17 protein-coding genes are annotated in these 20,254 nt (G+C 53.9%); 13 read left to right on the top strand and 4 right to left on the bottom strand.

Annotated elements, in window-relative coordinates; translation table 11 throughout:
- The first annotated feature begins 55 nt into the window (after window positions 1-55).
- From ACKC9G_RS08900 to ACKC9G_RS08885, 4 genes are read left to right on the top strand one after another with little or no spacing between them, the layout of a single operon-like run.
- Window positions 56-1,786, top strand: a complete 1,731-nt coding sequence (locus ACKC9G_RS08900) for a chloride channel protein (protein WP_411404592.1) — start codon at window positions 56-58, stop codon at window positions 1,784-1,786.
- A complete protein-coding gene (gene thiE, locus ACKC9G_RS08895) occupies window positions 1,783-2,439 on the top strand; it encodes a thiamine phosphate synthase (RefSeq protein ID WP_411404591.1) in 657 nt (218 codons plus the stop codon). The genes ACKC9G_RS08900 and thiE overlap by 4 nt, the downstream gene beginning before the upstream one ends.
- A gap of 51 nt (window positions 2,440-2,490) precedes the next feature.
- Complete coding sequence (hemL, locus tag ACKC9G_RS08890; RefSeq protein ID WP_411404590.1) at window positions 2,491-3,771, top strand: glutamate-1-semialdehyde 2,1-aminomutase; 1,281 nt, start codon at window positions 2,491-2,493, stop codon at window positions 3,769-3,771.
- Window positions 3,768-4,388, top strand: a complete 621-nt coding sequence (locus ACKC9G_RS08885) for a hypothetical protein (protein WP_411404589.1) — start codon at window positions 3,768-3,770, stop codon at window positions 4,386-4,388. Before hemL ends, ACKC9G_RS08885 begins: the two co-directional genes overlap by 4 nt.
- Before the next feature lie 83 nt (window positions 4,389-4,471).
- Here the strand turns inward: ACKC9G_RS08885 and ACKC9G_RS08880 are convergent, their stop codons facing one another.
- Window positions 4,472-5,110: a tetratricopeptide repeat protein gene (locus ACKC9G_RS08880; RefSeq protein WP_411404588.1), complete on the bottom strand. Its 639-nt coding sequence runs from the start codon at window positions 5,108-5,110 to the stop codon at window positions 4,472-4,474.
- 5 nt (window positions 5,111-5,115) lie between these two features.
- Window positions 5,116-7,506 (bottom strand): penicillin-binding protein 1B, encoded by a 2,391-nt coding sequence (gene mrcB, locus ACKC9G_RS08875; RefSeq protein ID WP_411404587.1) that lies wholly within the window; start codon window positions 7,504-7,506, stop codon window positions 5,116-5,118.
- Here mrcB and ACKC9G_RS08870 point away from each other — a divergent pair.
- Entirely contained in the window at window positions 7,505-7,885 is a 381-nt protein-coding gene (locus ACKC9G_RS08870; protein ID WP_411404586.1) for a Rieske (2Fe-2S) protein, read from the top strand. The genes mrcB and ACKC9G_RS08870 overlap by 2 nt on opposite strands.
- Here ACKC9G_RS08870 and sfsA read toward each other — a convergent pair.
- Together sfsA and ACKC9G_RS08860 are read right to left on the bottom strand one after the other, a co-directional pair.
- A complete protein-coding gene (sfsA, locus tag ACKC9G_RS08865; protein ID WP_411404585.1) occupies window positions 7,882-8,589 on the bottom strand; it encodes a DNA/RNA nuclease SfsA in 708 nt (235 codons plus the stop codon). The two genes, ACKC9G_RS08870 and sfsA, sit on opposite strands and share 4 nt — an antisense overlap.
- A complete protein-coding gene (locus ACKC9G_RS08860; RefSeq protein WP_411404584.1) occupies window positions 8,589-9,761 on the bottom strand; it encodes a pyridoxal phosphate-dependent aminotransferase in 1,173 nt (390 codons plus the stop codon). Before ACKC9G_RS08860 ends, sfsA begins: the two co-directional genes overlap by 1 nt.
- Before the next feature lie 262 nt (window positions 9,762-10,023).
- Between ACKC9G_RS08860 and dksA the strand changes: the two genes are divergently transcribed.
- The 8 genes from dksA to panC all read left to right on the top strand — a co-directional run bounded on the left by dksA (window position 10,024) and on the right by panC (window position 20,231).
- Window positions 10,024-10,455 (top strand): RNA polymerase-binding protein DksA, encoded by a 432-nt coding sequence (gene dksA / locus ACKC9G_RS08855; RefSeq protein WP_411404583.1) that lies wholly within the window; start codon window positions 10,024-10,026, stop codon window positions 10,453-10,455.
- 66 nt (window positions 10,456-10,521) lie between these two features.
- Window positions 10,522-11,412, top strand: coding sequence for a tRNA glutamyl-Q(34) synthetase GluQRS (gluQRS, locus tag ACKC9G_RS08850; RefSeq protein ID WP_411404582.1), 891 nt, complete (start codon window positions 10,522-10,524; stop codon window positions 11,410-11,412).
- 27 nt (window positions 11,413-11,439) lie between these two features.
- On the top strand, window positions 11,440-14,394 hold the full coding sequence (locus tag ACKC9G_RS08845; RefSeq protein WP_411404581.1) for a sensor histidine kinase: 2,955 nt from the start codon (window positions 11,440-11,442) through the stop codon (window positions 14,392-14,394).
- 2 nt (window positions 14,395-14,396) lie between these two features.
- Window positions 14,397-15,812, top strand: a complete 1,416-nt coding sequence (locus tag ACKC9G_RS08840) for a sigma-54-dependent transcriptional regulator (RefSeq protein ID WP_411404580.1) — start codon at window positions 14,397-14,399, stop codon at window positions 15,810-15,812.
- Window positions 15,813-16,503: 691 nt separating this feature from the next.
- Entirely contained in the window at window positions 16,504-17,952 is a 1,449-nt protein-coding gene (gene pcnB, locus ACKC9G_RS08835) for a polynucleotide adenylyltransferase PcnB (protein ID WP_411404579.1), read from the top strand.
- Window positions 17,945-18,472 carry a 2-amino-4-hydroxy-6-hydroxymethyldihydropteridine diphosphokinase gene (folK, locus tag ACKC9G_RS08830; RefSeq protein ID WP_411404578.1) on the top strand — a complete coding sequence of 176 codons (528 nt, stop codon included), beginning with the start codon at window positions 17,945-17,947 and terminating at the stop codon, window positions 18,470-18,472. The genes pcnB and folK overlap by 8 nt, the downstream gene beginning before the upstream one ends.
- 116 nt (window positions 18,473-18,588) lie before the next feature.
- Window positions 18,589-19,383, top strand: a complete 795-nt coding sequence (panB, locus tag ACKC9G_RS08825) for a 3-methyl-2-oxobutanoate hydroxymethyltransferase (RefSeq protein ID WP_411404577.1) — start codon at window positions 18,589-18,591, stop codon at window positions 19,381-19,383.
- Window positions 19,383-20,231, top strand: a complete 849-nt coding sequence (gene panC / locus ACKC9G_RS08820; protein ID WP_411404576.1) for a pantoate--beta-alanine ligase — start codon at window positions 19,383-19,385, stop codon at window positions 20,229-20,231. Before panB ends, panC begins: the two co-directional genes overlap by 1 nt.
- Window positions 20,232-20,254: the final 23 nt, after the last annotated feature.

Raw genomic sequence — 20,254 nt, 5'->3', positions numbered from 1 at the left:
GTCCGGAGATAAAAGACGTGGCCCGCATTAGCTTGTCAGAGAGAGCCAATCTTCCATGTTGAGAGACGTGTTTACACTCAGCCACTTCCGTGGACGCCTGGCCCATGTAGAGGCTCTGCCACAGCTTGCCTTGCTGGGCTTGTTGTGCGGCATTGCTACCGGACTGGTCATGGCACTCTTTCGATGGGTTATTCAGCTGCCTCTAGAACAGCTACTAGGCGACCCGGAGGCCTTTGAAAAACTGACGCTGTGGGAGCGCGGTCTGTTTCCTCTTATCGGCGCGGTCGTCATCATCCTGATTTTTCTTCCCTTTCCCGCGTCACGCCGACGCGTGGGTATTGTCTATGTGCTGGAGCGACTCAACTTTCACCAGGGTTATCTTCATGGGAGAAATGCACTTATCCAGTTTTTTACTGGTGCCATTGCAGTTATCTCCGGGATGCCCGGAGGCAGGGAAGGCCCGGCGATTCACTTGGGTGCCGCAGTCAGCAGCCTAATGGGGCAGCGAATCAAAGTCCCCAATAACACCATGCGATTACTGATTGGATGCGGCTCTGCGGCGGCCATTTCAGCTTCATTCAATACGCCGCTGGCCGGGGTTCTCTTTGCGATGGAAGTGGTGCTCATGGAATACACCGTGAGCGGCTTCTTGCCCGTCATGATTGCGTCCGTCACGGCAGCCGTCATGAACTATTTGCTTTTCAGCTCCGAAGTCGCTTTTATCGTGCCCGAGCTGCGTTATCACTCATTGAGTGAACTGCCTTACATCATGTTGTTGGGCTGTGTCCTGGGTGCCCTTGCTGCGGCTTTCTGCAAGATTGTGACTTACTGCCAGCGCCTTCACCACTGGCCGATGGGCGTGCGTCTTCTTTGTGCCGGCGCTGCGGCGGCACTCGCCGGCATGCTGGCACCGCAGGTCATGGGGATTGGTTACGACACCATCAGTGATATTCTCCAGCCCAAGTTTCTTCTTTCGACTCTCCTTTTGATTACTTTGGTGAAGCTACTCGCCACCGCCATCTGCTTTGGACTCGGTATGCCTATGGGATGCATTGGCCCTATCCTTTTTATTGGCGCCGCCGCAGGAGGCTCATTGGGAATGATCGCCAATCTGATGAGTCATGAGGTCGGCGCGATTGGGTTTTATGCGATGCTCGGCATGGGTTCCATGATGAGCGCTGTCCTTCAGGCACCACTTGCCGCATTGACAGCACTCCTGGAGCTGACACACAACTCCAACATTATCTTTCCCGGGATGCTTGCCATCGTGGTGGCAAACCTGACCTGCGCTTATATTTTCAAGCAGAAATCTCTTTTCTGGTGCCTGCTATTGGCCGCCAACAAGTCCAGGAGTCACACCCCTCTAGCACTGGCACTGAGCCGTGAAAGCGTTGCGGTACTGATGCGTAGAGAAGTTCCACGTTTTCCTCATAAAGTGACTCCGGATATCACCCATGCGATGCTGGATTACAAAGGCCCCTGGTATCTGCTCGAGCGAGAGAGCGAGCCGGTCTGCCTGCTTTCCAGTACTGATTTCCGCAACTTTCTGGTGACAGATCACGCCCCCATTACTGAAGATGAACCACTCAATCTTTTAGCGATAGCCGCTGTGCGTAAGGATTTGAAACCGGTTTCCATCCAGGCAACCCTGAAAGAAGCCATGGACACACTGGACCAAACCGGAGTCGAAGCTCTTTACGTGACAGACTGGTATGGCAAGATTGCCGGCATTCTTACCCGGGATGATCTGCTCAACTACATGAACAGCAAGCAAACCATTCTATGAAAGCTGATTTTTTGCGTCAGGGCGGTCTTTACGCCATTACGTCTGTTTCAAGCGCCTGCACAGTAGCCTCTGTACTTGAGGATGTAACCTCGTTGCTGGAAGGCGGCTGCCAACTGTTGCAATACCGGGACAAGATCAGCTCCTCTGCCCGCCAGCAATCGCTGGCTCGCCAGCTCCTCGAACTCTGCCAGCAATCAAATTGTACTTTGCTGATCAATGATGACTGGCAACTTGCCGCCCGTATTGGCGCCCCCGGCGTGCATCTTGGACAGGGTGACGGCAACGTTGGCGATGCGAGAGCGGCGCTAGGCTCCGAGGCAATTATCGGCGTAACCTGCCATGACCAATTGACCCTGGCACAGAAAGCCGAACAGGAAGGTGCAGACTATGTCGCCTTCGGCGCCTTTTATCCTTCTCGCTCAAAGCCTGAGGCGAAACCCGCCCCTCTCTCCCTACTTTCGGAAGCACGCCAGCTCATTCATCTACCTGTCGTTGCCATCGGCGGCATCACTTTGGATAGAGCGCCCGAACTTTGGCAAGCCGGTGCGGACTGGGTGGCCGTCATTCAGGATCTTTTTGCTGCAGAGAATATTGGCGAAAAAGCCTCCGCTTACGCGACTCAGCACCAGCTACACCGACGCATAAGTCGCTGAGTTTTAATCCTATTTTTCACATCTGACACAGACAGCCTTGTGAGGTCTTCGATGAATCACTCAGAGTCCCTTTTCCAGGAAGCCCAGCAATACATTCCAGGAGGCGTGAACTCGCCTGTTCGGGCATTCAAGGCCGTTGGCGGCACGCCGATTTTCTTCAAACGCGCTAAAGGCGCTTACCTCTTTGATGTGGATGACAACGCTTACGTTGATTACGTTGGCTCATGGGGTCCCATGCTACTGGGCCATAATCATCCTGAGATCCTCGCCGCTGTGCGCGAAAGTATCGAGGATGGCCTGAGCTTCGGTGCTCCCTGTGCGGTTGAAGTCAGCATGGCCAAAAAAGTCTGTGAGCTGGTGCCATCCATGGAAATGGTGCGCATGGTGAACTCAGGCACAGAAGCCACCATGAGTGCTATTCGTCTGGCTCGAGGTTTTACCGGTCGCGACAAGATCGTCAAATTCGAAGGTTGCTACCACGGCCACTCTGACTCCTTATTGGTCAAGGCAGGCTCCGGCGCACTAACACTGGGTATCCCCAACTCTCCTGGCGTACCCGCGGCACTTGCCGAGCACACCATCACACTGACCTACAATGATCTGGATAACGTTCGCGAAGCCTTTGCCAGCGTCGGCGAGCAAATCGCCTGTATCATCGTTGAGCCGGTAGCGGGCAACATGAACTGCATTCCACCCAACGAAGGTTTCCTGCAAGGGCTTCGCGAGATCTGCGATAAATACGGCACCGTATTGATTTTCGATGAAGTCATGACCGGTTTTCGCGTAGCTCTGGGCGGTGCTCAGGCGCATTACAATGTCGTGCCCGATCTCACCACCTTGGGCAAAATCATTGGTGGCGGCATGCCCGTTGGCGCTTTCGGCGGCAAGCGCAGCATCATGGAATATATTGCCCCTCTTGGCCCGGTCTATCAGGCAGGCACCCTCTCAGGTAACCCTATTGCCATGACCGCCGGCTTGGCCATGCTTAATGCCCTGAGCAAGCCCGGCATTCATGCGGAACTGACGCGTAAAACCGAGCTTTTGACCCAAGGCCTTAATGCCTGCGCTCGCGAAGCAGGCGTTCCTTTCCTAACCAATCAGGCTGGCGCCATGTTCGGCCTCTTCTTCACTGAAGCCTCCAGCGTCACCTGCTATAACGATGTCATGGCGTGTGACAAAGACCGCTTCAATCATTTCTTCCATGGCATGCTTAGAAATGGCGTTTATCTGGCACCGGCTTTCTATGAAGCCTGCTTTATGTCGCTGGCGCATGACGACGAAGCCCTGGAAAAGACCCTTAACGCCGCAGCCAAAGTGATGGGAAGCCTGTGAACACGCCGCTGATTATCGCAATCGCCCTGCTCCAGGCACTCGTCGCCTGGCGGCTGAGCAAAGTCGACGTTGCCGCAGGCTGGGGGCCGACCCGAGCCGTTGCCCTGATGAGCCTGGGGCTGGGTATTATCTGCCCTCTGATTACCCTGAATCATTGGCCACAGTTCAACACCATTGCCGAGAATGCCTTTACCTATCTGGCGATTCCCTCGATGGCATTGGTGATGATTGCTTTGACGATTCCGCTGGCGATGTCCGGGCCTGCCTATGGCCGAATCATCATTGCATTTATGGCATTGTTCGAGCTGCTTCGGCGCTTACAGATGGCACCGCTATGGGGCCTGCTTCTGATCATGCTGACAGCCTTGATAGGCTTTGTGCTGGTCTGGCGCCTGATCAGTGATCAGAAGGCGCCATCTGAGCACATCAAAACTGTGATGGTGCTGGCCTCAGGCAGCATTGTTTTACTGCTCAGCCTGTGGGCAACGCTAATCAACCCGGACTCTGCGACAAATCCCTCACTCTGGGCAGACATTGGCCCAGGCATCTGGTGGTTAGCGGTAGGCATGTCGGTTTGCCGGATCCTCGAGAGCAAAAACCCCGCAGAAACAAAGTAAGTTCTGAGTCAGGCAGAACGACCTAAAAGACAAAACAAAAAGGGCCAAAAGGCCCTTTTTAGTTATTCGATATTATCGAAAGCTTACTGATTCAGATATGCCTGAAATGCCTGGCGCTCAGAAGCGGTCGTGGATACCGCCAGACCTCGCGTCGCCATGGCGCGAGCTTGCTGCGCATTACCGGCACGCTGATACAGATTCATCAGCTGCAGATAAATATTAGGGTCGCGTGAGTCCAGTCGCAGGGCACGCTCAGCACGGCTAATCGCCGCATTCAGCTGACCACTTCCAGCCATGGAAGAGGACTGATCAAGTAACGCCACTACCGCAGGAGTTGACTGCCGGCCGGTTGTCGTTGCCATGGATGAACCACTGCTGACCGAGCCACTCATACCACTGCTCGACATTGAGCCTGAGTTCATGGAGCCGCTGTCCATGGAGCTATTCCCCATCGTACCGCTGCCATCCGTGACACTGCCAGATACCCCGGTAGAAACAGAACCGCTAATGCCAGAACTGGTATCCAGCGGAGTCGACATCGCCTGACTTTGTTCCTGCACCGGCGTAACCGTGCGGTTGGGCTGTGTTCCCATACTGGTACTGGCATCTTCCACTGGCACTTGCCCGGTTTGTACCGAGGCACAACCTGCCATTACGGATGTCAAAAGCACGACCTGAAACGCCCGCGCCCAATTACCCTGCTGCCCATATGTGATGGCCATGCCCGTTAACCTCCGAATAATCGTTCAAGCCAACCTTTGAAACCACCACCCTGACTGGGCGCTGTCTCTCCGGCAGCATTACAGTCCTGTATTGTTGCAGGTTCTGATCCAGGAAGAAAAGGAATCTGACGTGCATCCGGACAGTTCTGAGCCGTGCGCGCACCCTGTCCGTTGACCCAGGCCGTTTCCAGTCCGCCAGCCAACGGCGGCTGCCAGGCAGCAGGCTGCAGGGTCTTCATCATATCAATCCAGACCTGCAATGCCCCGGTTGCCCCCGTCAGCGGTGTTGGCTGCGGATCGTCTTTGCCCAACCAGACCACGCCCAGATAGTTTTCGGTAAAACCGGCAAACCAACTGTCTTTCTGGTCATTGGTGGTACCTGTCTTGCCCGCTGCAAACACCGAGGGTGGCAGCACGGTACGAATCTGTCGCGACGTACCTTCGTTCACCACCTGCTCCATGCCGTAGGTCAAAAGCCCGATATAACGAGGATCAATAGCCTGCTTGGGCTGCAGGTGCAAAGAGTCAGCCTGTAGGGGCAGGCCCTTTTCATCAATCACCGCCGTCACTGCGCGAAGAGGCATATAGAAGCCTTGGGATGCGATGGTTTGGTACATCTGCGTCACCTCAAAGGGCGACAACGCCATCGATCCGAGCAGCATCGAAGGCACGGTATCAATATCACGCTTCAATCCCAGCTCATGCAGGGTATGGGTGATTTTGTCGAGGCCGACATCCATTCCCAGTCGCGCCGTCGCCTGATTAAGCGACTTGGCCAGCGCCTGCCAAAGCGGCAAGGTGCCGTGACTTTCATGGGAATAGTTCTGCGGCTTCCAGCGCGTACCATCGCCCGCCTTGATGTTGACTGGCGAATCATCAATCAACGTTGCCAGCGTGTAGCGTTTAGGATCTTCCAGTGCGGTCAGATATACCGCAGGTTTCACCAGCGAGCCGATCTGACGCCGCGCCTCGAGGGCACGGTTAAAGCCATTGAAGCGCGGGTCTTTACCGCCAACCACTGCCAACACCTCACCCGTATTCGGGCTGGTGACCATTACCGCGCCTTCGACATCCTCCACCTTTTTGCCATAGCGCTTGGCGAGTTTCTCTGTGGTGTCGACCAGCCCCTGCTCTGCCGCATGCTGAACATAAGGATCCAGCGTCGTGAAAACTTTAAGACCTGCGGTGGTCAGGGTTTCCGGATCGTAGTATTCCTGCAGCTGCTCACGCACCAGCTGCATAAAGGCAGGATAACCACCACGACTACGCAGTGGACGATCAGTCACACCCAGCGGCTGCTTTTCCCAGCCATCGGCATAGCTTTGTGGCATTACGCCTCGATCCGCCAGCACCTGCAGGACCACATCACGACGGGATTTGGCATTGTCGGGGTTGCGACGCGGGTTATACAGCGACGGCCCTTTAACCATTCCGACCAGCAAGGCAATCTGTGACGGATTCAGCTCATTCACAGGCTGCCCGAAATAGAAACGGCTCGCCTCACCAAAGCCATGAATCGAGTGAGCACCATCCTGACCGAGATAGACTTCATTCAGGTAAGCCTGAAGAATCTCCTGCTTGCTGTAATGCATCTCCAGCAGCAGTGCCATGGGCGCCTCGCGCAACTTACGCCACAAACTGCGGCTGTTGTCATCCAGATAGAAGTTTTTCACCAACTGCTGAGTCAGCGTGCTACCACCCTGCACAAAGCGGCCCGCACGGATGTTCGCCAGCATGGCGCGGGCAATACCGCGCGGAGAAATACCAAAGTGATGATAGAAATTACGATCCTCGACTTCCACCAGCGTTTTGATCAGTAGTGGCGGAACATCTTGCAAGGTGACCAGTTCGCGGTCTTCCTTCTGACTGGGGTAAAAGCCGCCAATATACTGCGGCTCCAGACGCATCAGCGGCACATCACGCCCCGCGGCATCCTTCATGCCATTAACACGTCCACCGTTAAGGCTGACTTTGACCAGGCGTGAAGGCTCTTTACCATCAGCAAACTCAAAGCTGCGCCCATAAATACTGAAGCCCCCGCCGGAGAGATGGCTTGCCTGACCCACCGTCTTAGCGGAGTCCACCAAACGATAGCCCAATGAGGACAGTTCCGCCGCCAGACGCTTTTCCGTCATGGCCAGACCCGAGTAAAGCTCCATGGGGCGGGCATAGACCTTGGCCGGAATCGCCCAGCGTTTACCCTCGAACTTTTTAACAATCTGGGCATCGAGATAGGCCATCACGCCGATCATGCAAACGACACCCACCAGCATGATCTTGCCGAGAATGCCTAGCCATGAACGTGAACGACGGCGACTGGTGGATTTCCGCGGACTGCGGCGGCTTGAGTTCGAACGGGTCGAACCGGAACGACGTGAAGGGGTTTTCTTGGCCATGGGGGAGGACGGGACTCGCTTCTTCCTTTATGCTGCAGCCTGGCATCATACCAGACCTGTCAGCAACGTCATGCGCTTACTCTGCTCCCTCGACAACCTCACCCAGCGGCAACCCACCTTTCTCCAGTCTTTTCTGGTGTATCGACAAGGTGAAGAAGTCAGTGTTTTTCGCAACCGCTGCCCTCATGCGGGCAAGGCTATCATCAGCAGTGATGCGGATATTCCACTGTCTGGCGAGCAACTCTGGCGCTGTTCCGCCCATGGCGCACTCTTTGATCCCGTGACTGGAGAAGGCCTGAGTCAGGTGTGTCTCAATGCGTTTCTGACACCTGTTACCCATCAAATCGATGAGCACTTGCAACTGTGGATTGATGATTAATCCAGTAACACCGGGACGTCTTCGGCCAGACAGACCTCCACCGTATTCATACTGACCTTCCAGGCCATCACCTCAACACCAGCATCAATAGCTTCGCGTAACTTGGCGGCATAAGCAGGATCAATGTGTGCGGCAGGCCTCACCTCATCAATGCCGGTATGCATCACGGCAAAGAGCAACACTGCACGATGCCCGGCCGTGATCATTTCCTCCAGCTCCTGTAAGTGACGAGTCGCACGAGAACTGACGGCATCCGGGAAATACCCCGTGCCGTTTTCTTTCAGGGTCACGCTTTTGACTTCCACGTAGCAGTCAGGCAAGCCTTCATGAGTAAGCAGAAAATCCACGCGACTGTTCTGACTGCCATACTTCACTTCCGCCTTTACGGCGGCATAGTCTGCCAGAGCAGGAATGCTGCCTGCAGACAGCGCTTCTTTCACCACCTGATTGGCTCGCTGGGTATTAATGCAGGCAAGTCCGCCGGGCTGGGTATCGACCAGTTCCCAGGTACAGGGCAATTTGCGTTTGGGGTCTTCAGAGTCCCAAAACCAGACTGTCGACCCTGCTTCACCACAGTTGCGCATGGAGCCGGTATTGGGGCAGTGAATCGTCAGAAAGCGCCCGTCACGGGTCTGAATGTCCGCCAGAAAACGTTTATAACGCTTGATGAGCACACCTTGCTGCAGAGGTACAGGCCACTTCATCAGGTGCCTGCCTCGATGAAGCGAGCGATACGGCTCACTGCTTCTTGCAAACGCTCAAGTGAGGTCGTGTAGGCAAAGCGAATATAACGCTCAGGGCTGGCATGACCGAAGTCAGCTCCCGGGGTAATGGCGACGCCTTCGGCTTCCAGCAGATCAAAGCAGAATCGGTAGCTGTCTGGGGTTATCGCAGAAACATCCGCGTAGATATAAAAAGCGCCTTGCGGCTCAAAAGGCACATTGAAACCAAGCTCACGAAGGGCTGGCAGCAGGAAATCACGACGCTTGGCAAAGGCCGCACGACGCTCCTCCAGCACAAGACGCGTTTCTGTTTCAAAGCAGGCAAGCGCAGCGTATTGAGCAATGCTTGGCGCTGAAATAAAGAGATTCTGAGCCAGACGCTCCAGAGGCTCGACAGCCCACTCAGGCGCCACAATCCAGCCCAGACGCCAGCCTGTCATACCGAAATACTTCGAGAAGCTATTAATGACAAAGGCCTGATCATTCACGGAAAGCGCCGTTGGCGCCTCCTGCCCATAACTGAGGCCGTGATAAATCTCATCGACAATAAAGTGCCCGCCTTTTGCCGATACGACTTCGCTGATCGCGGCCAACTCCTGCTGGCTCATCACATAACCTGTCGGATTAGCCGGAGATGCCAGCAGCAACCCGGTGACCTCTGCCGTCCAGTGCTTGTCGACCTGTTCGGGAGTTAACACAAAACCTTCTTCTGGTTTAGTCGCCACCATCTTGGCCTGGGCGCCCACCACGCGCAGGAACTGACGATTACAAGGATAGGCGGGATCGGCCATCATCCAGCTATCACCGGGGTTAGCGAGCAATGCGCTTAACAGCATCAGACCGCCAGAGCCTCCGGCCGTCACAATGATCCGCGAAGCAGGAATCTCAAGGCCATAGCTCTGCCGGTAGTGCTGGCTTATCGCCTCGCGCAGAGCGGGAATGCCCGGGGCTGGCGTATACTGAGTTTTTCCTGTCGCCAGCGCCTGCTGACCAGCCTCGACAATACTGGGCGCTGTCGTGAAGTCCGGCTCACCAATTTCCATGTGAATAACATCATGTCCGGAGGCTTCCAGCGTTTTCGCACGCTGCAGCAAATCCATAACCTTGAAGGATTCAATCTGGTCAACTCGGCGAGCCCAGGATGGCGATGTCATTCCCACTTCCTCACAGCAGACAATAAAAGCCCGGGATTCTATCACGGGGCCGTCACATTCGCCGGATATCCCGCCACCGTCAGGAGAATGAGGGCCAGTTAAGACTAAGATCGAATATGCAAAAAAACCTGTGGAGCCACATTAAATAATCTGGTAGGTTGTTTCGCCTTTGCGAGAGACCCCATTGTTTGCAGGCATTTAGTCTTTGTCGGCAGAAAAAACGATGGGTCTGTAACAGCTAAGTGATGAGTGAGGCTGTGTTATGCCCAATAGTAATTCCTCTTTTCTAAAAAACTTTCAGCCTTATCAGGCCAAAGCGGATGAGGAATATATGAACGAGGCCCAAAAGGCCCACTTCACCCAAATCCTGCTAGGCTGGAAACAAGAGCTGATGGAAGAGGTAGACCGTACGGTTCACCATCTTCAGGAAGAAGCGAACAACTTTGCTGACCCGAACGACCGTGCCAGCCAGGAAGAAGAATTCAGCCTGGAACTGCGCGCGCGCGATCGTGAACGCAAGCTGACCAAGAAAATCTCTGAAGCGCTGGAGCGTCTGGAAGAGGACGATTACGGCTACTGCGACTCCTGCGGTATCGAAATCGGTATCCGTCGACTGGAAGCACGCCCCACCGCAACTCTGTGCATCGACTGCAAAACACTTGCTGAGATGAAAGAGAAACAGATGGGCGGCTAAGCCCTGAACCGACAGCCCTTCACCCGAAGGGCTGTCGCTGTTTAGAACTCACCACAGGCAATCGACATGTCTGGTTATATCGGTCGCTTTGCCCCCTCCCCGACTGGGCTTTTACACTTCGGTTCACTTGTGGCGGCTATCGCCAGCTATCTTGATGCACACGCCAACAACGGCCTGTGGCTGGTTCGTATCGAAGATATTGACCCTCCCCGTGAAATGCCCGGCGCAGCCGATGAAATTCTCCGAACACTCGAAGCGTTTAGTCTGCATTGGGATGGTGCAGTGCTGTATCAAAGCCAGCGCTACGCACGTTACGAGTCAGCTCTGGATCAACTCCTTAGCCAGAAGCAAGCCTATCCCTGCCAGTGCTCCCGCACCCAGGTCAAACAACGAACAGAGCTCCTTTATGATGGCTACTGCCGGGCCTATCCGCCGGACAGCCCTAAAGACTGCGCCCTGCGTATTCACATGCCCGACGCCCCCTTCACGTTTGATGATGGCATTCTCGGTCAGCAACACGTGGCACTAGGCCTTTGCGGCGATGCCGTTATCAAGCGCAAGGATGGCCTTTATGCCTATCAGCTGGCCGTCGTTTGCGATGATGCCGACCAAGGTGTCACGCATATTGTGCGCGGCTCGGACCTTCTGGACTCAACCCCCTGGCAATATCAGCTGCAACGCAACCTTGGAATGCCGCATCCTCATTGGAGCCACATCCCGGTAATTTTGAGTGAAACCGGCCAGAAACTGAGCAAACAGAACCTGGCGCCCGCTCTGGATGCACACTCAAGCGCCCGACTTTTATCACAAGCGATTCGTTGTCTGGGGCAGCCGCTTCCTGCAACGCTTGCTAACGCTCCGGTTCAGGAGCAACTTAGCTGGGCAGTCGCACACTGGCAGCGCAAAGCTGTGCCTGCCCTGATGAGCCTGCCGCCGGTGGATACCAATAATTATTAATATGCCAACCTGATTCTTGAGAGCCACATGTCCCTGACCAGCATCAGCCTTTGCGGCTTACTTTATGTGCTCGGCCTGAGTTTTCTGGCCTGGAGCTGTGAGCGCGGCATGATTAGCCGTCGCTGGCTAAGTCATCCAGCCGTCTATGTGCTATCCCTTGGCGTATATGCCAGTGCATGGACGTTTTATGGCGCTGTCGGCCTGGCCAATAGCTTTGGCCTTGGCTTTCTGGCGGCTTACATCGGCGCCATGCTGGCCTTTGTGCTGGCTCCCGTCATTTTTATTCCGATCATGCGGCTATGTCGTAACTTCCAGTTCAGCTCAATGGCGGACCTGCTGGCTTTTCGTTTTCGCAGCAGAATGGCGGGTGTTCTCACCACTTTCTTTATGCTGGTGGCCTCTATTCCCTTGCTGGCCATCCAGATTCAGGCCGTAGCGGAGTCAACTCAGGTACTTGCGCCTCAGGTCTCAGGCAATTCGGTGGCGCAGATCTTCTGCCTGGCCCTGACACTCTTTGCCATCCTCTTTGGCGCTCGCCACCCTTCCATTCGCGACAAACAGGAAAGTCTGGTCTTCGCTCTGGCCATCAAGTCACTACTCAAGTTGATTGCCATGCTGGCCATTGGTGGCTACGTTCTTTTTAGTGTGTTCTCCGGCCCCAACGACCTTCAGGACTGGCTCGACATTGCCTCACTCACACAGCCCAAACTTCTGAATGATGATGCCTGGCGAACCCTGCTACTGGCCTTCTTTGCCAGCGTTATCGTTATGCCCCACATGTTCCACATCGCGTTCACAGAAAACCTGAACACCCGCGCATTTCGCCATGCGGCCTGGGGCATGCCCCTTTTTCTGGGCGTCCTCTGCCTCAGTATTCCGCTGGTGATCTGGGCAGGAATGAAGCTTGGGCTGAATCAGAACCCGGAATACCTGCTGCTATATCTTGGCCTGAACGGCTACCATCCGATTTTGACCATGCTCGCATTTCTCGGTGGGATCGCAGCAGCGAGCGGCCTTATGATTGTGAGCGTTCTGGCAATGGCGGCCATGGCACTTAACCACTTGTTGCTGCCGGTCTTTCAACCGAATCCCAATACAGACTTTTACCGTTTTCTGCTGTGGTCAAAGCGCGGGCTGATCATCTCTGTCATTCTGCTGTCCTATCTTTACTACAGCACCATCGGCTATCGCTTCCCGCTCTACCTTCAAGGTCTGGTCGCCTTCATTGCCTTTTTACAGTTTCTGCCAGGACTGCTGGCGACATTATTCTGGCCACGAGGCCACCGGCTTGGATTTCTCTGGGGCCTTCTCACCGGGATGGCCTACTGGCTATTCGGCATGCTCTTCCCGCTGATTGGCGGTAATGTTGATGCCCCCAGCCTCAGCCTCTATACCAGCAACTGGCATGAAACCGCACTGTGGTCACTGACGCTGAATATCGGCATTTTTGGACTCTTGTCGGTGTACTGTAAACCCACCAGCAAGGAGCAACAGGTAGCGCATATTTGCGCCCTAAACGCCCTGCCAAGCACAGCATCTAAACAGGTACTCGTGACCAACTGTCAGGACTTTATTCTTTGCCTGACCCCTCACCTTGGTTACCGTACGGCAGAAAAAGAAGTGCTACAGGCGTTGGCGGATCTGAATCTTGAACCCACTGATCGTCGCCCGGCCAGCCTCAGGCGTTTACGCGAGCGGCTCGCTACCAACCTCTCAGGCCTGTTAGGCCCGACAGAAGCAGAGGAAATTCTGGATGCGTCCATTCCTTCTCAGGGAGATGACTCGCTCTATAAAGCCACCGATATTCACGTGATCGAAAACCAGCTGACGCAATACAAGTCTCAGCTGACCGGACTGGCTGGCGAACTGGACAGCCTTAGACGCTTCCACCGGAATATTCTGCTGCATCTCCCTATTGGCGTTTGCGCCCTGGGCGAGAACCAGGAAATTGCCATGTGGAATAATTCGATGGTGACGTATACCGGCCTTGCTGCTGAAGACGTTCTTGGCAATACCCTGGAGGATCTGCCAACACCCTGGCGCGGATTACTCAGTGACTTTATTCACAGTGATGAAGTCCGACTTAGCTCCACCCAGCTCAGCGTTCATCAACATATGCGCTGGTTTAGCCTTCAACGCATGGAGATTCAGGCAGAAACCGACGAGGCTCCGGTTGGCGAGCACACCGTTATTCTTCTTGAGGACGAAACAGAAACCAAACTGCTGGATGACCGTCTTGCTCACAGCGAACGACTAATTTCGGTAGGACGCCTCGCCGCGGGGGTCGCCCATGAAATTGGTAACCCGGTCACTGCGATAGCCTGTCTGGCGCAGAACCTTAAATATGAGACTGACAAGCCAGAACTCCTTGAGATTGCAGGGCATCAACTGCATCAAACTGACCGTATCAGTCGTATCGTGCAATCTTTACTGAGTTTTTCCCACTCAGGTCAATACGCTGATCTGGAGCGCTATGAGCCGCTGGATCTGAACGACTGTATTGATGAAGCCATTCATCTGGTCGGCTTTGATCACCGCGGTAAACAGATTCCATTTCAAAATGGCTGCCAGCGGCCACTGTGCATCTCCGGTGATGCTCAACGCCTGATTCAGGTGTTTGTGAACCTGTTCAACAATGCCAGAGACGCTTCTCCTGATGGCGCTCCCATCATTCTGCAAAGCCGGATGGATGACTTTTCCGTGCAGATTGATGTGATCGACCAAGGTAAGGGAATTCCTTCAGAAGCACTCGAACACCTCTTCGAGCCTTTCTTTACGACGAAGGAGCCGGGTAAGGGAACAGGTCTGGGCCTTTCTTTGGTCTACAGCATCATCGAAGAACATTATGGTAAGATTGAGGTTCGCAGCCGTACGGCTGACAGCATCACGGCCGATGAGAAAACCGCTGAGGTTCACTCAGGTACCTGTATCACCTTAACGCTTCCCCGGGCCACTCCCGCGGAAGACAGCAGTATAGGTTAGCTATGCGACGCATCTTGATTGTCGAAGATGAAGCCATCATCCGTCAGGCTCTGAAAAAACTTCTCGAACGTAACGATTACCAGGTCGATGATGCTGGATGCGTGGATGACGCCTTAAAGTTTTCATTGGAAAACTATGACCTGGTCATCAGCGACTTACGGCTTCCCGGTCGTCCTGGTACGGATCTGATCCGCGAAGTTAAGCATTGCCCCGTGCTTATTATGACCAGCTATGCCAGCCTGCGCTCTGCTGTGGATGCCATGCGCGAGGGGGCTGTAGACTACATTGCCAAGCCCTTTGATCACGATGAGATGCTCGCCAGTGTCAAACGTATCATCAAGCAACAGGATGAGCGTCAGGCCAATGCAGGTAGCGATGTGATACCCATGACTCGCCGCTCCGCACGCTCAGATAACTCCGCTCCACGCTCACGCATGATCGGTAGTTGCGAGGCGATGCAGATGCTGTTTCGTCGCATCGCCAAAGTGGCAGGCACCGATGTCACGGTACTTATTCAGGGTGAGTCAGGCACGGGTAAAGAACTCGCTGCACGCGCCATTCACGAGCAAAGCTCTCGTGGTGATCGCCCGATGATCTCAGTGAATTGTGCGGCTATTCCTGAAAGTCTAATCGAATCTGAGCTTTTCGGTCATGAGAAAGGCGCTTTTACCGGTGCCGTTGCTGCACGAAGCGGCCTGATTGAAGCCGCAGACACCGGCACACTCTTTCTGGATGAGGTCGGAGAACTGCCTTTGGAAGCCCAGGCACGCCTGCTTCGTGTCCTTCAGGAAAGCGAGATCCGCCGCGTCGGTTCGATTCAGTCCAAGAAAGTCGATATTCGCCTGATTACAGCAACCCACCGCAATCTTCGTGAGATGGTAAAGGAAGGCAAGTTCCGTGAGGACCTGTTCTACCGACTCTACGTCATGGACATTCGTATGCCAGCATTGCGTGAGCGAGGCGATGACATCATTGAGATTGCGGATGTTCTGCTTGAGCGCTCCAGCCGTAAGCTTGGTCGTGAGGACCTCGTATTCAGTACGGATGCCTTACATACCCTCAAGCGCCACCCCTGGCCGGGCAACGTACGTGAACTTGAAAATGCCATCGAGCGCGCAGTGATTCTTGTCGATGACGCAGTGATTACCCCCGACCTGCTGGGAATACCGCTGGAAGACGATGAGCTTGATCAAATTGAAGCTCGCCTGAGTGCAACCAGCAGTAATACGCGGCAGCGCATTGCGCCTCTGGGAGCACGAGCCGTAAAAGAGAATCTGTCACTGGATGACTACTTTCTGCGCTTTGTTCTCGAGCATCAGGAAGAGATGAGCGAAACCGAGCTTGCCCAAAAGCTCGGGGTTAGCCGTAAATGCCTGTGGGAAAAGCGACAAAAGCTCGGAATCCCGCGCAAGAAATAGCCATCAGAGCCGGCATAAGCCGGCTTTTTTGTACCAAAGCAGTGCGTCACTTTTCTCACCTAGGTGTTACCAGAGTAACTAAAACCTGTCCCCTGAGGTAACACATCCCTGTTACCGCCTTTCCAAAAAACATAAATATTCTTTAAAAACAGCAACTTAAAAAACTGGCACAAGGAATGCTTTATACTGGAGCAAAGAAGAAAGCTTCTGCACCGGTTTGCAACAATAAAAATAAAAAACGTCGAACCTGAGCAGAGACCCGTAAAATAAAAATAACATCGGGTAGAGAAAGCTAATCGCTTTAGACCTCCGGCCTTTTTATCGGTCGAGATCACGGAAACAGCAGGAACAACAAGCCAACAATAAAAATAAAACCGGCAAAGAATACCTACTGTTTCACTCATCAAGGTGCATGACTGTACCGGATGTCTAAAGCGATTTGTTTATACCGGACTCGAACATGCCCTGTCTGGCTGCCGCCGCAATAACAACAAGAGGGCGGCACTTCATAGAATATCTCCCCCCCCTTATTCAAGTACGCCTTTGATACCATCTATTTTATGCCTTAATGATGTTCTAATTTTTACCTTAGAGCCGTCGATGGTATTATCCGCATTCCTTTAATGCCTGATGCGCAACGCAATAATGCTGCGTTTCATGACGATCATCTTCTAAGCCTATGGAATATCAGGTGAACCTATATTATCTGATTGGTTTTGCAGTCATCATTGGTCTGGCCGTGGTGATCGCTCGCCTCTTCAGCCGTCCTCAACCTTCAGGAAGCGCCATGACGGCCATTGAATCCGAACAATCCATGCACGTCATCTCTCGTGATGAGCACAACATTTCCCGTAAAAATATCAGTCAGAATGCCTTGAAGGTTCTCTACCGTCTTGGCGATGCGGGTTTTGATGCTTACATTGTCGGCGGCGGCGTGCGTGACTTGCTGCTGGGGCGCTCTCCAAAAGACTTTGATGTCGCCACCAATGCCAGCCCTGAAGAAGTTCACCGCCTATTCCGCAATTCTCGTCTGATTGGCCGACGCTTCAAGATTGTGCATGTCCAGTTTGGTCGAGAGATTATCGAGGTAGCGACATTCCGTGCTCATCACCCGCAAAGCGAAGAAGAAAACGCTTCGGATCACAGCCGTCAGGCGGAGAGCGGCATGCTGCTTCGGGATAACGTTTACGGCACGCTTGAAGAAGATGTAGAGCGCAGGGACTTCACCATTAACGCTCTGTACTACACGGTTAAAGATTTCTGTATCTACGATTACCACAATGGCCTGAATGATCTCGAGCAGCGCCGCATTCGCATGATTGGCAACCCGCAAGACCGCTATCGTGAAGATCCGGTACGCATGCTCAGAGCAGTTCGCTTCGCGGGCAAACTCGACTTTGAACTGGAAGAAGCCACAGCAGCCCCCATTCTGGAGCTTGCCCCCCTGCTGAAAGACGTCTCGAATGCCCGTCTTTTTGATGAAGTATTAAAGTTATTAAGCGCAGGTCAGGGAGCACCAACCTGGCACCTGATGTGCCAATACCAACTGGTTGAGCCCATTCTTCCCATGACTTATCGCAGCCTGAGCGGTGACGACGAAACCACCGCTATGCAGCGCAGACTGGTAGAACATGCACTGGCCAATACCGATCGTCGTATTGCGGAAGAGAAACCTGTAACTCCCGCCTTCCTCTATGCAGTACTGCTTTGGGCTCCATTGTTGGAAGAGCTGGCACGGCTTCAGGAACAGGAGCGCATGCCACTGATCCCGGCTCTTCATGAAGCAGCACAGCGCATCATGGAGCGTCAGGTTCGCCACATTGCGATTCCGCGTCGTATCAGCAGCATCATGAAAGAGATCTGGGAGCTGCAGTTCCGTTTACCTCGCCGCCAGGGCAAACGCGCTGAGCAGCTCCTGGGACATCCTCGCTTCCGTGCTGCTTATGACTTCCTGCGACTTCGGGAAATCGCTGGAGAGGATCTTGATGGTTTGGGCCAATGGTGGGAAGACTATCAACAGCTTGAAGGAAATGACCGCCGCGAAATGAACCGTGAGACCGCTGCGGAAGAAGGCGGTGATACGCCCAGACCCCGTCGTCGACGCCCACGTAATCGAAAGCGAAAAAGTGCGGATGAATAGACATCAGTTCCCACTTGCCTGGATTGGTCTTGGCAGCAATCTTGAGCAGCCACTGCAGCAAGTAAAAGAGGCACTGGAAGCACTTCGACAGCTGCCAGATTCCCAGCTGCTGGCACATTCCGGCCTATACAGAAGCGATCCTGTCGGACCTCCTGGCCAGCCTGACTATATCAATGCCGTAGCCCTTATCGCTACGGCACTCGACCCCCATACACTGCTGGACGAAATGCAGCGTATAGAGAACGCTCATCAGCGGGTACGAAAAGAGCGCTGGGGACCACGAACGCTGGACCTTGACCTGTTACTTTTCGGACAAGAAGTCATACAAACCGAGCGTCTAAGCGTTCCTCATCCTTACCTTCACGAACGCAGCTTCGTCCTGTATCCATTGGCAGAAATCAGCCCTGCCCTGGAGATACCCGGCAAGGGGCCATTGTTCAGCCTTTTAAGCCAGTGCCCAATGGCTAGCCTGAGCAGGCTTCCCTCCAGCCACTGGCAAGCGTCTGAATCTTCAGACTGAACACACGACACTTAAAAACGCTAAACCAAAGCCATAATTACAGTAAAAGACGGCCTTAAGGTCGCATCATGCCCATAATAGAGAGCTTCAGGCTCTTGTGACACAAGGTAACCCGAATGAAAAAGGTCACCCTCAATACGCTGTCCAAACTGAAAGCGGACGGTGAGAAATTCAGCTGCCTGACAGCCTACGATGCCATTTTTTCACACCTGCAAAACTGTGCAGGCGTGGAAGTGATTCTGGTCGGCGATTCTCTCGGCATGGTACTTCAGGGTCATGACAGCACATTACCTGTCAGCGTCGATGACATGGTCTATCACACCAAAGCGGTTAGTCAGGGTAACTCCAGCGCCCTGATTATGGCTGACTTACCCTTTATGTCCTATGCCACGCCTGAACAGGCCATGCACAACGCCGGACGGCTCATGCAGGCAGGCGCTCATGTCATCAAGATAGAAGGCGGCGCCTGGCTGGCGGATACCATCAGACTGCTGGCTGAACGCGGCGTTCCGGTATGCGCTCATTTAGGTCTTACTCCTCAGACAGTGAACGTCATGGGAGGCTTCAAAGTGCAGGGAAAAACCCCCGAAGCGGCCCAGGTTCTGCTGGATGATGCTGCTTTGCTGGAAGCCAATGGCGCAAGCTTGATTCTGCTGGAATGTGTACCTCGATCTCTGGCAAAAAACCTGGCGGAAAAAGCTCATGTACCAGTAATTGGCATTGGCGCGGGAGCGGATACCGATGGACAGGTTCTGGTCATGCACGACATGTTAGGTATGAATACCGGGTACGTTCCACGCTTCGTCAAAAACTTCCTGGCAGAGAGTGATGATATCCAGAGTGCTTTTAGCAACTATGTGAAAGCGGTCAAAGATGGCACCTTCCCAGCTGACGAACACGGGTTTGACTGATGCTGATTTTCGATAAAGTTGCCGACCTTCGTGCACACCTACGCAAAGCACGCCTTTGCGAGCAGCGTATTGGCTTTGTACCCACAATGGGTAACTTGCATGACGGACACATTTCCTTAATTCACAAAGCTCGCGAAACCGCAGATGTGGTCGTCGCCAGTATTTTTGTGAACCCACTGCAGTTTGGGCCAACTGAGGACCTGGAGCGCTACCCCCGGACATTTGAGGAAGATTGCGCCAAGCTCCGCGAAAGCGGCTGTGATGTACTTTTTGCTCCCGACGTGAAAGAGATGTATCCAGAAGGCTCTGGCAGCCAGACGCTGGTCAATGTACCTGAACTGGCCAATATTCACTGTGGTGCCAGCCGCCCGGGGCACTTTCAGGGCGTCGCCACAGTGGTGGCCAAACTCTTCGGCATTGTCCAGCCGGATACCGCGATTTTCGGTCTGAAGGACTTTCAGCAGCTGGCTGTGATACGCCAAATGGTAAATGACCTGTGTATGCCGGTCACCATTATTGGTGCGCCTATTGCCCGTGCAGATAATGGCTTGGCACTGAGCTCACGAAATGGCTATTTGACGACTGAAGAGCTTGCTACCGCTCCTGCCATCTCACGCATTTTGAATGAAACCATTAGCCTCATCCAGAATGGCAATCGCCAATACCGACAGCTTGAGAATGAGGCCAAGGCCAAGCTGGAAGCAGCAGGACTCAAACCTGACTACTTCTCAATTTGTGATCAGCAGAAACTTCAGCCGGCATCTCCCGAGTCAGAAATACCCCTTGTGATTCTTGCCGCAGCCTACCTTGGCAAGGCGCGTCTAATCGACAATATTCGCCTCGATTAATCTCTCCTCACCGGGCAATGGTG

This window comes from Pokkaliibacter sp. CJK22405 (assembly GCF_046614695.1).
In the GTDB taxonomy this organism is placed as follows: domain Bacteria; phylum Pseudomonadota; class Gammaproteobacteria; order Pseudomonadales; family Balneatricaceae; genus Pokkaliibacter.
The sequence above is the reverse complement of the archived record's forward strand: the minus strand, read 5'-3'. Positions and strand labels throughout refer to the sequence as shown.